The sequence below is a fragment of the Tolumonas osonensis genome, assembly GCF_014202415.1.
Classification (GTDB): domain Bacteria; phylum Pseudomonadota; class Gammaproteobacteria; order Enterobacterales; family Aeromonadaceae; genus Tolumonas; species Tolumonas osonensis.
Genome location: NZ_JACHGR010000001.1, coordinates 26,493 through 41,478 on the forward strand (window position 1 = coordinate 26,493; position 14,986 = coordinate 41,478).

Genomic DNA, 14,986 nt, shown 5'->3' on the forward strand with positions numbered 1-14,986 from the left:
AAGGGCTTCTTTATACCGAGGCTCACCGCCCCCTGCAACGGAATTTCGCAGCAATTTTATGCATTCGGTCAATCAGAGATTAAAATGCAAACGCAACCACTCGCCAATCTCGCTTAACATGCGGTTCATCTGTTCTTTGACCGGTTCTTTATCCAGCACTACCGCTTTCCCGTTCAGACTGGAGGAAGCCAGCATACGGATATCCGATTCCGGACAAATAAAGTCCCGGCGATGACCGATACTGAGAATTGGCACACGGGTTTTGGTCACACCGGCCAGCCCCTGCCGTTTAAGTGAAAACACCTGACAGCTTTTTTGTAAGCCATCCCAGTCGGCAGCATCCATATTCAGACGATTGGCCAGGCTGGCGCGCATCATCGGTGGCGACAAGGCAAACTGCGTCGGATCAGTAAAATAGTTGTGCATCCCCGGTCCAACACATACCACGGCTTTCAGGCGCAGTTGCTCCAGATAGGAAAGCCGCACAGCCACGTTGCCGCCAAGACGGAAACCCACCATACCGATGCGCTGATCATCCACCCACGGCACATCTTTCAGATATTGCAGCACGGCCTGATGCAGACGGCTGGAATCCTGCACCAGCGGCCAGTGACTGGAATAGCCACAACCCGGCAGATCCAGTGACAGCATGCCAATGCCCAGCGGCGCCAGTACCTTTTCATATAACCGGATAAAATCGAGCTGCGAGCTGTCGATAGCTCCCGTAACCATCACTAGCGGGACCGGGTGATCATCATGCGGCAAATGCAGATAGCCTTTGATTTCCTTGCCACGGAACGGCACTTTCAGCTCTTTCAGCGGCACCGGCAAAAAGCGGCCACCATCGCGGTAAGCGATATTGGCCTGCACCATCGCCTGCTCAGCCAGTTCATCCCCTTTCAGGAACGGATAGCTGGCAATCAGATAATAACGGGCTGCAAGAAAATATTCTTTGCGGGCCGTACGTTGCTGACCTGCCTCTTCCGCGTCTTTCGCTTTACGACTGTGTTCTCCGGCTAGCTGGCTCCATTCATAGCACCAGTTACCGGGCACAAAGCCCTGCACGGTATCCAGTTGCCGCGGATTGGTTCGTTCGCCATCGCTGGTGGCAATGCGCGCCAGAATTTCTTCCACTTCGATCGGTTCAGCCCCCTGCCAGATCCAGAACGCCCGGCGCAGGATACGAAACCATGACGGCGTACATAAACCATCAATCAGGTGCTGTTCCTGCGGTTCGCACTGATACGGTTCACCTGAATTGGAAATAGTTGATGTCTCACGGATTTTATGTGACTGAACTTTATTGAATAACGTTTCGCTTAAATTTTTTTCGGATGGTGCAGACATATCCACTCCGCATGCGTTTTTTGGTATTTATGCACCTTGCTGCGGAAAAAAGAAAGGCTTCCATCGGAAGCCTCACTTTTTTTACTGATTTTCTTCACAGATTGGTGGTACAAAGCAATGCACCATATCCCACGGCTGTTCGATCCAAGTATCCTGAGGGATAGCCACTTCGAAATCATCGACCAGATGCTCGCCTTTCGGCTTGGCAAATACAGTGACCAGTCTTGCTTTCGGGTACATTTCACGCAACAGGCGCGCCGTGTTACCGCTGTCAACCAGGTCGTCCACGATCAGGAAGCCTTCACCATCCCCGTCAATGCGTTTCAGCACGTTCAGATCACCCTGATTATCATGCTCGTAGCTGGAAATGCAGATGGTATCGACAAAACGGATACCCAGTTCACGCGCCATGATTGCAGCAGGTACCAGACCGCCGCGACTAACCGCTAAAATGCCTTTCCATTGGCTTGCCGGAAGCTGACGACGGGACAAACGACGTGCTTCACGATGCAGATTTTCCCACGAAACATAAAACTTTTTGCTCATAAACTAACCTATTGGGGATGTAAAAACGGTTAACTTGTTAGCTTACCAGAGCGAACGTTAACTGACCAGCCTCTCAAGATTGAGCTGATACAACGATTCTGCCGGTGGTATCAGTATCCCGCGGGTCCGGGCATAGTTAATGAATACGTCGGAAATAATCAGCCCCAGCAACTCCGGTTCAGAACGCTGTTCCAGCAAGGCATGATAGCCCTCTTTGCCCATCGCGGTATAACTGGTGGTGATCAGACGATAATCACGCCGCTCATCCAGCAATTGCCAGCGGCCCAGCCGATCTCTGACATGTAAATGTTCTACCCGTTGTCCCCGGGGAGCCCGGGCATGATAGCTGTAGCGCAGATCGGCCGGATAAGGAAAACTTCCGCTGCCACCCAGCTCCAGTGCATTAACGATAGCGCCTTCCAGCGCTTGTCGTAACTGACCACCCCGCACCTCGAAATGACTGACGGTACTGGCAAAGGGAAGCAGACGTCCGGCCAGTTCGGCCGCACTGACTGGTCCGGGAGGCAAAGAAATACGCGCGCCACCGGCATTGAAAATAGCGACTTCGGCATTGATTCCCATTTCCCTGGCCTGAAACAGCATGGCTTCCGCCACCAGTGGCGCAACCTGACTGCCGCCCCGTTCATCAGGAATACGCACATGCCGTAAACCGCGGGGCAATGAGACTACCTGATCACTGGTGTAGCGGCTTAACCGGGAACGGTAATGTCGGGCAATGAGACGCTCCATCGCGGTATCAGGCCGCACCAGCATGACATTCGGCAACTGGCGCAGGAAACGGCGAATATGACGCTGTTGCAACGGGAACAAGGGATCACCATGTTGTGACTGCAGATTGGCATCCTCACTGGTTAACAGCACATTTCCGCCTTCCTCAATCCGCATTCTGCCGCCGGTCAGCAGGGCAATATGGGCCAGCCCCACCATCAGCGAATTATAGCCAGCCTGTAGCACCAACGTCTGATTGAAACGTTCACCATAGGGATGGTCATCCGCCAGCCCCACCGCACTGAAATCGCCCTGCAGGGTATGCGTGTGTCCGCCGACAATCAGCGAAATCCCCTCCACTTCCTGTGCCAGCTGACAGTCCCGCGGATAACCGAGATGACTGAGCAGAATGATGTGTTCGATACCGGCAGCATGGATCTCGGCAATGACCTTTTTGGCCATCTCAACGACTGGCAGGAATGTAGAATCGCCATCCGGCGCGGCAATATCCGGCATGTTGTCCAGTACCAGACCAAAGACGGCTACCGGAACATCATTCATCCATTTCACAATATAGGGTTTGGGATGCGCCGGATTCTGCCAGCTCACCATCCGCGGATGATTCTGCATGCGGGTCGGCTTATCTTCCGCTTCCCCGGCCAGATCCCAGTTGGCGGCCAGCAGTGGAAAACGGATCTGACGCAGAAAATTCGCCAGCGGTGTATTCCCGGTATCCAGTTCATGGTTACCGACTACCATGGCGTCCACGCCCAGCTGATTCAGCAAGGCCGCATTGGCCTGCCCTTTGAAGCAGGAAAAGTAGAGTGTACCCTGAAAGCTGTCACCGGCATCCAGCAACAGAAACGGCATTTGTTCCGTGATGGCCCGCTGGCGAGCCTGTTTGATAAAACCAGCCAGACGCGGGAAACCGCCGCAATGCAGACGGATATCGCTATGACCATCCGGTAATGCCAGACGCAACGGCAGTGCAGTTTCATCAAAGTGAGAGTGCGTATCGTTGATGTGCGCCAGATAAAAGCGCCCTAATAATGCAGACATGAAGGCTCCGTAACGACACTGAATGTTACAGGAGGTCAGGTTATACACCCAACCTGTCCTGTCGGGCAATGACAAACTGCTTTTCTGCTTCAGACTGCCCGCCAAAGATGACAATATAATGACTGAGGTGATTGCGGCACGATATCAGTCGATACCCGCATTTATACGCAGCACGTTTCTCTTTGGATCGCGAGGACGACTTCTGTCATCTTCACTTTCATGGCATCATCAGCATCCGTTTTCTGTACAAAAAACAAAGGCGCTTTCCATGGTGCTGCTTTCGTATATTTTTATTACTGTCTGGTTCTGCTTCTGGGTTGGACTGATGTATAACCAGCCACACCGTTCGCAAAAACAGAAAATCATCTGGATTGCCGGCTGGTCATTCGCCGCACTGGCGGTCAATCAGCTGATTAACCGCGGAGTCATCCACCTGCTGCCCAAAGTGCAGGATCCCATGCAGCATGCCTATGAGGTGATGTATCTGTTCAGTGCCAGCGCATTGATCACCGGGCTGATCCTGTTGTTCGGACTGCTGCTGTTCCGTCGTTCCGCCTGATTTTTACTACCGAATTAAATCTGCGCAGCTACCGTTTGCCGCACATTTTTTGCTCTGCAGGAGAAATGCTTCATGAGTGAATTACTGCAACTCACCCCGTCCCATCTTTGGTTCTTTTTCGATAAATTTTGTCAGATCCCCCGCCCGTCGAAGCATGAGGCCGCATTAAGCCAGTGGATTCAGGACTGGGCCCGGACACAGGGTATCAGTGTCAAGGTCGATCCGGCGGGCAATCTAATCCTGAAAAAACCGGCCACGCCGGGTTTTGAAAACCGTCAAGGCGTGATCCTGCAGGCGCATATCGATATGGTGCCACAGGCGAATGCCGATACCCCTCATGATTTTACCCGCGATCCTATTCAGGCTTATATCGACGGTGAATGGGTGCGCGCCCGCGGCACCACATTAGGTGCTGACAATGGTATTGGTGCCGCGGCCTGTCTGGCGGCGCTGGCTGATAGCAGCGTACAGCACGGCCCGCTGGAAGTGCTGCTGACCGTGGATGAAGAAGCCGGCATGGGCGGCGCTTTCGGTCTGCAGGCCGGCTGGCTGGAAGGCGATATTCTGCTGAATACCGACTCCGAACAGGATGCCGAAGCCTATATGGGTTGTGCCGGCGGGGTTGATGCCAATATCCGCTTCCACTTTCAGCGAGAAGCAACACCGGCCAATCTGCAGGCCTTCCGCCTACAGGTGAAAGGGCTTCGTGGCGGTCATTCCGGGGTCAATATTCATCAGGATCGTGGCAACGCCAATAAGCTGCTGAGCCGTCTGTTACTGGATCTGCAGCCGGAAAAAATCCATCTGGCCAGTATTGCCGGTGGCACCTTGCGTAACGCCATCCCGCGGGAAGCCGAAGCACTAATTCTGGTTGAGCCTGAACGTGCTGAGACAGTTTTACGACTGATCACAGAACGAACCGCCGTCTTACAGGCGGAACTGAAGGAGGTCGACAGTAACCTGCAGATCGTGGCTCTGCCGACGGAATCAGCCAGGGAATGTTTAAGCCAGCCAGACCAGCAACGTCTGCTACAGATGCTGGTGGCCTGCCCGAACGGTGTCATCCGCATGAGCCATGCCATCGAAGGCGTCGTGGAAACGTCAACCAACCTCGGTGTGATCCAGACGACGGAGGAAGGTGTTTATATTCAGTGTCTGATCCGCTCGCTGAATGACGAAGGCCGTCATTACGTGCAGCAGATGACTGCTTCGCTGTGTGCACTGGCTGGTGCCGAGTGTCTGTTCGACGGGGCTTATCCTGGCTGGGCGCCGGATCCAAAATCGCCTGCACTGGCTTTGTTACGCCAGAAACATGAAGAGCTGTTTGGTGAACTGCCGAAACTGATGGTGATCCATGCCGGTCTGGAGTGCGGGCTGTTCAAGGCACAATATCCGCACTGGGATATGGTTTCTTTCGGACCAACCATTCAGGGCGCGCATTCACCGGATGAACGGGTTCATATTCCCGCCGTAGCGCGTTTCTGGCAGTTGCTGGTTGCCATGCTGGCAGCCATTCCGGAAAAACAGTCCTGAGCAGCGGTGTAAAGCCAATTCTCTTTACTGTAAATCCAGCGGAAGCTGCAATGTATTTGCAGCTTCCGGCAAACCGATACTGATCCCCACCAGTCGTACCGGCTTACCGCCACCCCGTAACCACGCCTCATGCAGCAGTTCATCATATAACTGGGGCGAGAAACGATTGACTGAACGTTCGACGGTTGTCTGATGAAAATCAGAGAATTTGATTTTCACTCCCTGCCGGGCAATCTGGCCCTGCCACTCCCTTCGTTGCAGCCGTTTTGACAGCTCCGCCAGCAGTTCCGGCAACATCGCATGCCCCTGTTCTTCCTGCACAATGTCAATTGGAAGCGTGGTTTCGACACCCACCGATTTTCGCTCACGAGAAGTCTGTAACGGCCGCTCATCTATGCCATACGCCCGTTCCAGTAACATCAGTCCGGTTTTACCCAGCAGATACAATAACTGCCGGCGCGGGAATTGCTGCACATCGGCGCAGGTATGCAGCCCCAGCTGCGCCAGTCGCTCGGCCGTTTTACCACCGATACCGGGTATTTTTGATAATGCCAGTTGCCGGACAAACGGCGGCACATCCGCCGGTGACAGGACAAACAAACCATCCGGCTTATTCTGTTCCGACGCGATCTTGGCGAGAAATTTATTCGGAGCAACACCGGCCGAGGCCGTCAGTTGCAATTCCTGACGGATATCAGTCCGGATCGCTTCTGCAATCCGGGTAGCACTGCCCTGAAATAAGGTGGTATCGGACACATCCAGATAGGCCTCATCAATCGAAACCGGTTCGATGATCTGGCTATAACGGGAAAAGATCTGCATGACCTGACGGGAGATATCCCGGTAAAGCGCCATCCTGCCGGGCAATAAAACCAGACGCGGACACAGTCGGAAAGCCTGCGCCGTCGCCATGGCAGAACGCACCCCGTAACGGCGGGCAACATAATTACAGGTCGCTATCACGCCCCGACGTTCTGCCGGGCTACCAATAGCAAGCGGCAGCGAGACCAGCGCCGGATTGTCGCGCATCTCCACTGCCGCAAAAAAGCAGTCCATGTCGACGTGGATAATTTTTCTCATAAAAATACTGTACAAATACACAGTATTTTTAAGTTTATCCCGTCAGTCCATTTCCTGCAAGCCGGAATATCAGGCGACCTCGTGACCTTTGGATGCCTGCCAGATCTGGAACCAGTGTTCACGGGTCAGGCTCAATTCCTTCGCGGCAACCGCAGAGCGAACCCGTTCAATATTACCGGAACCGATAATCGGCAATGGCTGACAAGGCAGTTTTAACAGCCAGGCATAAATCACCTGATCCAGACCGGCACCGCCCAGCTCTTCACTAATATTACTCAGCACGGTACGTAAACGTTGTGCCTGTTCCGTTTCCGCAGTGAATATTTTGCCGCCACCGAGCGCAGACCAGATCATCGGACGAATCCGCTTCATCTGCATCTGGTCCAGCGTGCCATCATGCAGGGCAAACATATTCACCGGGCTTACTTCCACCTGATTGGTCACCAGTGAAAAATCCAGACGGGACTGCAGCAGATCAAACTGATAAGGCGTGAAATTGGACACACCGAAGTGACGAACCTTGCCGCTCTTCTTCAGCTGCGCAAACGCGTCTGCCACTTCATCGGCATTCATTAATGGATCCGGACGGTGGATCAGCAGCAGATCCAGATAATCGGTACCCAGGTTTTTTAACGAATTCTCGACCGATGCCACGATGTGGGCCTCAGAGGTATCGTAATGTTTGACGGTACGTTGCGGATATTTGTCCGACAGCAGTTTGATATCGCATTTGGTGACGATTTCCATCTGCTGACGTAGTGCCGGTTCCAGCGCCAGTACTTCACCAAACAGCTGTTCACAACTGTAATTACCGTAAATGTCGGCATGGTCAACCGAGGTAATACCCAGTTCGAGATGTTGTTTCAGAAAATCCAGACGTTGCGCCGGCGACATCTTCCATTCGGCCAGTCGCCAGTATCCCTGAATAAATTCAGACAGTTGAAATCCGTTTGGTGTTGCATCTACACGAGAAATCATGATGGTTACCCATAACATAAAATACCAGGGCAACCATCCTAAGGAGATCAATGTCTGACCACAGCAATTTTTGTCGGCCAGACAATAAATTTATGAACACCGCCACAAGGCGGATAAAAATCAGGAACCGGCTTTGACCAGATAAGGCGCAAAAGCCGGCGAATATTCCGCTTTAAAGCCCTGCGCTGTTTTACTCACCAGATAGACGGCCAGATTCTGCTGTTTGGCAAACGCCATGGCTTTTCCCGGGCCCATCACCATTAATGCCGTATCCAGTCCGTCCGCTTCCATCGCGGTCGGCGTGATCACCGTAACCGATACCAGCTTGTGCGTGATTGGCTTACCGCTCACCGGATCGATAATATGGGAATAACGTTTGCCATCCAGCTCATAGTAATTCCGGTAACTGCCTGATGTACTGACTGCTCTTCCGTCCGGAATAATAATGGCCTGAATATCCTCAAGCTCATCGGTGGGTTTCTGGATCGCCAGTTTCCAGGGTTCCCCTTTGGCATTCACACCCCGGCTGCGGGAAGCGCCGGCGATCTCGACCAGATAATGGTGTACGCCTCTGGCCTCAAGAAATTCGGCCACTTTATCCGCACCAAACCCTTCCCCGATCGTCGACAGATCAACATACAGGGACGGAACATCTTTACGTAACGTGGCGTGATCCGCGCTGACCTCCACATGCAACCGATCAATGCCTACCCGGGCACGGGCTGCGGCGATTTGTTCATCGGTTGGTGTTTTTACCGGACGCTTATCCGGGCCGAATCCCCACAAATTCACCAGCGGACCCACGGTCACATCCAGTACACCTTGGGTACGTTGTCCTACCCGCAGAGCGCTGATGATCAGATCGGCCATATCCTGCGATACCGGGAAGGGCTGTACCGATTGCAACTGATTAAATTTCGATAAGGCAGAATTCGGATCGTAAGTGGAAATTTCATCATTGTAGTGTTTAAGCAACGCATCAACCTGTGACTGCAATGCCTGCTGACCGCCGGGAAAATCACCGACCACCTTGACCCCGTAAAACGTTCCCATGGTCCGGCCATGGATTTCCAGCATCGGACGCTCTGCCGCCGGTTGATCACAACCCGACAAAACCGCCAAAACCAACACAACAATTCCGAATCTATTCCACGACATACGACCTCTCCTGTCGTCAGTTAAAGTTAATGCCCCGCGCACTTGGTCGAGTCAGGTAACTGCTCGCCACGCGCCTGCCATTCGGCGGGCGTATACGTGTGCAACGCCAGCGCATGGACACCATTCTGCAAAGCCTGCGCCAACAAGGTATTCACCCGGCGATGACGGGCCACCAGACGTTCACCTTCAAACACGCTACTTACCACCACCACTTTGAAATGGCTTTCTGCATCCGGACCACTGGAACGGTGTAAATAGCTTTCGTTGGTGACGGACAACCAGTCCGGAGCCAGCCCTTGTTGCAGGGTTTGCTCAATAAATTGCTGCATCGACATTTTCCCATTTCCTTCTTGGATAACAGAGCTCGACAGCATAGCGGTTAAGCCGCCACATACAACCCGATAGCCTGCAGGGTTAATCAGGAAATATGTGCATCCTTACATGATGTAAAAAATCACACATTGCCGGAAAAAAACAGCGGTGAGATGTTATTCCCTGTTTTACATCCAAAGGAGCACATCATGGCAAGCAAGAAAGCAAAATCAGGTCATCCACTGGACAATAAAACCATCGATACGCACAACAAGAGCGATTACCGTCACTGGTGTAAAGAGCTGGGGTGCAACGACCGGGAGCTCGCCGCAGCGATACGCGCGGTTGGCGGTTCCGGCCTTGCTGTCCGGGAATATATTGAATCTCACCATTGAGTGCGCATTATTCTCCGGACTGACAACAGATAACAATCGTTATTTCCGGCGGGTCGATTGGTCTCAGGCGCTATGACAGGTAGAATAGCGCCAATTTTATGAGATGGATGCAACATGACCCTGTTGACTCTGGAAACCCGCAGTTTAACGCTGCACCGTTATCCTTCGACCACCGATCCCAACCTGCAGGCCTGGGACGCTGCTGATGAATATCTGTTACGGGAACTCACCGCGGAACAGCTGCAAACCTTCGCGGCCCAGGGCCCGATTCTGATCCTGAATGACAGTTTTGGCGCGCTGGCCTGCGGATTGGCCGATTATCAGCCCGTCGTCGTCAGTGATTCTTTTTTAAGTCAGGAAGCGACGCGTCGTAACTGGCAATCGAACGAGCTGAATGAGCAGCACCTGCATCTGCAGGATGTATTGGCACCGTTACCTGCCGTACCGGCGCTGGTTATTCTTAAAGTACCGAAAACGCTGGCCATGCTGGAAGATCAGTTATTGCGCCTGCGGGATGTCATGACCCCGCAAACCCGTCTTATCGCGGCCGGTAAAGCCAAGGAAATTCATACCTCGACCTTAAATCTGTTTGAACAGATCATCGGGAAAACCACGACCTCGCTGGCATGGAAAAAAGCCCGGCTGATTTATTCACAGCTGGAAGATAAACCCGCCGTCACCAATCCTTATCCGAATGTCTGGCAACTGGAAAACAGCGACTATCAGATCGCCAACCATGCCAATGTATTTTCCCGCGCTTCGCTCGACATCGGCGCCCGTTTCATGCTGCAGCATTTACCCCGGCAAAAATGCGGACTGATGGTCGATCTGGGCTGTGGCAATGGCGTCCTCGGATTGATGGCACTGGAATATAATCCGGATGCTGAGTTATTGTTTCTGGATGAGTCCTTTATGGCAATCGCCTCCAGCAGACTCAATGTGGAAAATAATCGCCCGCAGGATCTGGCCCGCTGTCATTTCCGGACCGGGCACGCCCTGACCGGTATCGACAGCAACAGTGTCGATGTCATCCTGTGCAACCCTCCCTTTCATCAGTTACAAGCCATTACCGATGAAATCGCCTGGCAGATGTTTAAAGATGCCAAACGATGCCTGAAACGGGGGGGCGAACTCTGGGTAGTGGGTAACCGGCATTTAAATTATCACATCAAATTAAAACGTTTGTTCGGCGGCGCGGAATGTATTGCCAGCAACAGTAAATTTGTTATTTTACGCACCATAAACCGATAGGAGCTTCCATGAAAAAGTTAATGCTACTCCTCAGTGCCCTGCTATTTGTCGGCTGTGCCGCTACCTGGCCACAAAAAGCCAATCTGAATCCTGTTGTAGATGATCAGCTGGATGGTTTCTATCAGCCTGGTGTTGATGTTTCGATTGATGGTCAGGATGAACGCGCCGGTAGTCAGATCATCAAAATTGCGTTACCTGACAGCCCGGTGACACTGATTCCGAACCAGGTCGCCCCTCATATTCTGCTGGCTGAACGTCTGCAGGATGGTTTCCTGCAACAAGGTCTGGCCCGTGGTAATCAATCCAACATCTCTATCAATGTTGTCGTTGAAGAGTTACAGGCTACCCTGACCAAGCCGGGCGTCATGTTTAACTCCAGCGCGAAAAGCCGTATCAAGCTGACCATAACGAACAACGGTAATATCCTGAATAAGGAATATAACCGTGTTTCCTCGAAAGACAGTGTCACCCGTCCAGATATTCATGATCTCGAAGTTCTGCTGAATGAACAGTTGTCTGAAATCATGGCGCAGGCACTGGCTGATAATCAGATCCGTGGTGCAATCAAAGGGCAATTTTAATGAAATGTCGTAAACTGGTACTGCTGGCTGCGTTACTGCCTGGTTTAGTCTGGGCAAGCGGTCCGCGTGTAGAAATGCAAACCAATCTCGGCAAGATTGTCGTGGAACTCGAAACAGAGAAAGCGCCTAAAACCGTGGCCAACTTTCTCAGTTATGTCGATGACGGCAGTTACAACAATTCCGTATTTCACCGTGTGATCCCGGGCTTTGTGGCCCAGGGCGGCGGCTATAATTCGGACTTCACCTCTTTGCCAACGCACTCTCCGGTAGAAAACGAGTCGGCCAATGGTCTTTCTAACCGCCGGGGTACACTGGCCATGGCACGCATGAGTGATCCGAACAGCGCGACCCGTCAGTTCTACTTCAATCTGAATGACAATACGTCACTGGATGCGACTGTTCAGCCAGGATATACCGTGTTTGGTACCGTGGTATCGGGAATGGAAGTGCTGGAAAAAATAGCCGATGAGCCGACCAGCGTTGATCCCAAGCTACGTGCCAGCGATGTGCCAAATAATCCTATCGTGATCTCCAAAGTGACACGTCTGGATTAACCGCAGTTTGTTTTTGCATTATTTAAAACGGTCGGGTTGCCCCGACCGTTTTTTATTACTGATATTTTTCTGCCTGCCATGGCGCCACTTTAAAAAGCAGCATCATTCCCGGCACAGCCAGCAAGGCACAGAGCAAAAAGAAGTTCTGCCAACCCAGCAACTCCACCAGCCAGCCGGTACTGGCATTGAAAAACGTGCGGGGCACGGCGGCCAGACTGGTAAACAAGGCGAACTGAGTTGCCGTATAGCGCGGATCTGTCGTTCTTGCAATAAATGCGGTAAATGCGGCGGTACCGACCCCGACACCAAAGGCTTCGAAACCAATTACACCTGCCAGCACCATGCGGTCATGGCCTATGCCGGCCAGGAACCAGAAACCGAAAATCGCCAGTAACTGTACGACCCCAAACACCCATAGTGCACGATTGATCCCCAGACGCAGCATCCAGATCCCGCCCAGCATGCCGCCAATCACACTGGGCCATAAACCAGCGTGCTTGGCAATCAGGCCAATCTCGGTTTTACTGAAGCCGATATCCTGATAAAACGGTGTGGCTAGCGAGGTTGCCATGCTGTCCCCCAGCTTATACAGGAAGATAAATGCCAGAATCAGTAACGCATTCTGCACACCCTGCCGCTGCATAAATTCATGAAAGGGTTCAATCACCGCTTCACGTAATGTCCTTGGTGCCCGGGCAGCCGGCGGCTCCTTGCAGACCAGGGTCAGCATCAGTCCCGGCAGCATAAATAACGCCGTGATCGGAAATACCCAGTGCCATGGCAGATGATCGGCCAGAATGAGCGATAACGAGCCAGGAATCAGTCCTGCGATACGGTAGGCATTCACATGCACCGAATTACCCAGCCCCAGTTCCTGATCGTTCAGGATCTCGCGGCGATAGGCATCCAGCACGATATCCTGACTCGCACTGAAAAATGCGACGCCAAATGCCAGATAGGCGATGCTCCACAAAGAGGTTTGTGGCGACAGGAATCCCATGGCCGCAATCGCCAGAATCAGCGCCAGCTGTGAGGCCAGCATCCAGCCGCGACGACGACCCAGCCCCAGAATAGGAAAACGGTCGATGAAGGGGGACCAGATAAATTTCCAGGTATAAGGAAACTGAACCAGTGACAATAACCCGATAGCTTTCAGATCAATCTGCTCTGTCTTCAGCCAGGCCGGCACCAGGTTCAGCAGCAGATATAACGGCAAACCGGAACTGAAACCCGTGAACACACAAATCAGCATACGCCGGGTAAACAATTGTTGATACCAATGCAGTTGAGGCATGACATTTCCCGAGAAAAATAAAGCCTCCTGAGGCGTTGGCACTCAGGAGGCTGTCAGATGCGGTCAGAGACCTGATTAGTCACGGAAATTGGTGAACTGAAACGGCTGTCCCAGATCAGCACCACGAACTAACGCCATGGCTTCCTGCAGATCATCTCGTTTCTTGCCGGTCACACGCACTTCATCACCCTGAATAGCAGCCTGAACTTTGATTTTGGAATCTTTGATCAGTTTAACCAGCTTTTTAGCCACATCCGTTGCAATCCCCTGCTTCAGTTTCACAACCTGAAAATAACGACGACCGGAATGTTCAACATCACCAAACTCCAGGCAGGAAGTATCAAGATTACGCTTCAGAACCTTCTCACGCAGGATATCAATCATCTGTTTCAGCTGGAAATCTGCATCCGCAGCCATTTTGATCTCTTCTTTGTTCAGTTCAAAGGAGGCATCAACGCCACGAAAATCAAAACGGGTTTGTAACTCGCGGTTGGCATTTTCTACCGCGTTCTGAACTTCGTTCATCGCGACTTCAGATACAATGTCAAAAGACGGCATAGAGAACTCTCCTTATTACAAGTTGTTGTCAAATTTAGCAGAAATCCGGGACTGAAAGAAGGTTATCCCCTGTTAAAGCTGTCAGAACTGATTTTGCATCTTACAATTATTCTTAAACACGAGAGAGAACCAACCTGTTTATGCAATGGACAATCCTGGGGGCCGGTGCTATCGGCTCATTGTTTGCCACGCAGTTACTGCGTATCGGCCAGAGCGTAAATCTGCTGGATACCCGGCATGCGCAGACGCCCCACCAGCAATTACATCCCATGCTGCTGGAGTTACTAGACGGTTCCGTCTGTATGTGTGAATTGCCATGCATTGGCTATCGGGATCTTTCCGCAATCGGCAATTTGCTGGTCACCACCAAAGTCTGGCAAGTGATCCCGGCACTGAAACCACTGGTGGGACGCCTTCCCGAAACCAGTCCGATTATCTTGTTACACAATGGCATGGGAACCGCAGAATGGTTACTTCGTCATTTTCCGCATAATCCGTTACTGGCGGGCGTTACTAGTTGCGGTGCACTGAAAACAGACAGCAAACATATCCGTCATACCGGTTTCGGGGAAACCTGGCTAGGAGCACTGAACTCATCCGGAGAACAGTGCCGTGAACTGGTTCCCTATCTGGCTGACGCGCTGGGACATACGGCATGGAGTGAGCATATCGGTGAACGCCAGTGGCGCAAGCTGGTGATTAACGCCGTTATTAATCCGCTGACCGCTGTCTGGAATCAACCCAATGGCGCATTGCTGGATCGTACGGAAGAGGTGGCGGCGCTCTGTCAGGAATTGCATCCGCTTCTGGTCAAACAGGGATTCAGGGAAACCCCGGAGACATGGTGCAGACAGGTTCTTCAGGTTGCCGACAGAACCGCCCGGAACTTCTCATCCATGCATCAGGATATTGCTTATCACCGGAAAACCGAAATCGATTATATCACCGGCTATCTGTTGCAACAGGCTGAAAAACAAGGCATTGATCTACCAAAACATCGTCAGTTATATCTGAAGGTCAAAGCGTTAGAATCAACATGCACTAATGAATGA

16 protein-coding genes are annotated in these 14,986 nt (G+C 52.2%); 7 read left to right on the forward strand and 9 right to left on the reverse strand.

Annotated features, from left to right (window positions below; all coding sequences use genetic code 11):
- Nucleotides 1-72: 72 nt before the first annotated feature.
- The 3 genes from frsA to HNR75_RS00135 form a co-directional block, all read right to left on the reverse strand.
- Complete coding sequence (frsA, locus tag HNR75_RS00125) at nt 73-1,347, reverse strand: esterase FrsA (protein ID WP_188024989.1); 1,275 nt, start codon at nt 1,345-1,347, stop codon at nt 73-75.
- 81 nt (nt 1,348-1,428) lie between these two features.
- Entirely contained in the window at nt 1,429-1,893 is a 465-nt protein-coding gene (gene gpt, locus HNR75_RS00130) for a xanthine phosphoribosyltransferase (RefSeq protein ID WP_188024990.1), read from the reverse strand.
- A gap of 57 nt (nt 1,894-1,950) precedes the next feature.
- A complete protein-coding gene (locus tag HNR75_RS00135) occupies nt 1,951-3,681 on the reverse strand; it encodes a bifunctional metallophosphatase/5'-nucleotidase (protein WP_188024991.1) in 1,731 nt (576 codons plus the stop codon).
- Nucleotides 3,682-3,949: 268 nt separating this feature from the next.
- Here HNR75_RS00135 and HNR75_RS00140 point away from each other — a divergent pair, with 268 nt between their 5' ends.
- Both HNR75_RS00140 and HNR75_RS00145 read left to right on the forward strand, forming a co-directional pair.
- Nucleotides 3,950-4,240, forward strand: a complete 291-nt coding sequence (locus HNR75_RS00140; protein ID WP_188024992.1) for a hypothetical protein — start codon at nt 3,950-3,952, stop codon at nt 4,238-4,240.
- Nucleotides 4,241-4,312: 72 nt separating this feature from the next.
- Entirely contained in the window at nt 4,313-5,773 is a 1,461-nt protein-coding gene (locus tag HNR75_RS00145) for an aminoacyl-histidine dipeptidase (RefSeq protein ID WP_188024993.1), read from the forward strand.
- Between the two features lie 24 nt (nt 5,774-5,797).
- Here HNR75_RS00145 and dinB read toward each other — a convergent pair whose 3' ends face one another.
- The 4 genes from dinB to HNR75_RS00165 all read right to left on the reverse strand — a co-directional run bounded on the left by dinB (nt 5,798) and on the right by HNR75_RS00165 (nt 9,324).
- The gene (dinB, locus tag HNR75_RS00150; protein WP_188024994.1) at nt 5,798-6,853 is read right to left on the reverse strand and encodes a DNA polymerase IV; all 1,056 of its coding nucleotides are present in this window, start codon (nt 6,851-6,853) and stop codon (nt 5,798-5,800) included.
- 69 nt (nt 6,854-6,922) lie between these two features.
- Nucleotides 6,923-7,834, reverse strand: a complete 912-nt coding sequence (locus HNR75_RS00155; RefSeq protein WP_425506754.1) for an aldo/keto reductase — start codon at nt 7,832-7,834, stop codon at nt 6,923-6,925.
- Between the two features lie 117 nt (nt 7,835-7,951).
- Entirely contained in the window at nt 7,952-8,989 is a 1,038-nt protein-coding gene (locus tag HNR75_RS00160) for an FAD:protein FMN transferase (protein ID WP_188024996.1), read from the reverse strand.
- 26 nt (nt 8,990-9,015) lie between these two features.
- Nucleotides 9,016-9,324, reverse strand: coding sequence for a BolA family protein (locus HNR75_RS00165; protein WP_188024997.1), 309 nt, complete (start codon nt 9,322-9,324; stop codon nt 9,016-9,018).
- Nucleotides 9,325-9,510: 186 nt separating this feature from the next.
- Between HNR75_RS00165 and HNR75_RS00170 the strand changes: the two genes are divergently transcribed.
- From HNR75_RS00170 to HNR75_RS00185, 4 genes are all read left to right on the forward strand, one after another.
- Nucleotides 9,511-9,696 carry a DUF3606 domain-containing protein gene (locus HNR75_RS00170; RefSeq protein WP_188024998.1) on the forward strand — a complete coding sequence of 62 codons (186 nt, stop codon included), beginning with the start codon at nt 9,511-9,513 and terminating at the stop codon, nt 9,694-9,696.
- A gap of 114 nt (nt 9,697-9,810) precedes the next feature.
- Nucleotides 9,811-10,947, forward strand: coding sequence for a methyltransferase (locus HNR75_RS00175; protein ID WP_188024999.1), 1,137 nt, complete (start codon nt 9,811-9,813; stop codon nt 10,945-10,947).
- A gap of 8 nt (nt 10,948-10,955) precedes the next feature.
- A complete protein-coding gene (locus tag HNR75_RS00180; RefSeq protein WP_188025000.1) occupies nt 10,956-11,528 on the forward strand; it encodes a YajG family lipoprotein in 573 nt (190 codons plus the stop codon).
- Nucleotides 11,528-12,082, forward strand: a complete 555-nt coding sequence (locus tag HNR75_RS00185) for a peptidylprolyl isomerase (RefSeq protein WP_188025001.1) — start codon at nt 11,528-11,530, stop codon at nt 12,080-12,082. Before HNR75_RS00180 ends, HNR75_RS00185 begins: the two co-directional genes overlap by 1 nt.
- Nucleotides 12,083-12,137: 55 nt before the next feature.
- On the opposite strand, the gene HNR75_RS00190 is transcribed toward HNR75_RS00185, so the two are convergent.
- Both HNR75_RS00190 and HNR75_RS00195 read right to left on the reverse strand, forming a co-directional pair.
- Nucleotides 12,138-13,376: an AmpG family muropeptide MFS transporter gene (locus HNR75_RS00190; RefSeq protein ID WP_188025002.1), complete on the reverse strand. Its 1,239-nt coding sequence runs from the start codon at nt 13,374-13,376 to the stop codon at nt 12,138-12,140.
- Between the two features lie 75 nt (nt 13,377-13,451).
- Nucleotides 13,452-13,934, reverse strand: coding sequence for a YajQ family cyclic di-GMP-binding protein (locus HNR75_RS00195; protein WP_188025003.1), 483 nt, complete (start codon nt 13,932-13,934; stop codon nt 13,452-13,454).
- Between the two features lie 140 nt (nt 13,935-14,074).
- Between HNR75_RS00195 and HNR75_RS00200 the strand changes: the two genes are divergently transcribed.
- Entirely contained in the window at nt 14,075-14,986 is a 912-nt protein-coding gene (locus HNR75_RS00200) for a ketopantoate reductase family protein (protein WP_188025004.1), read from the forward strand.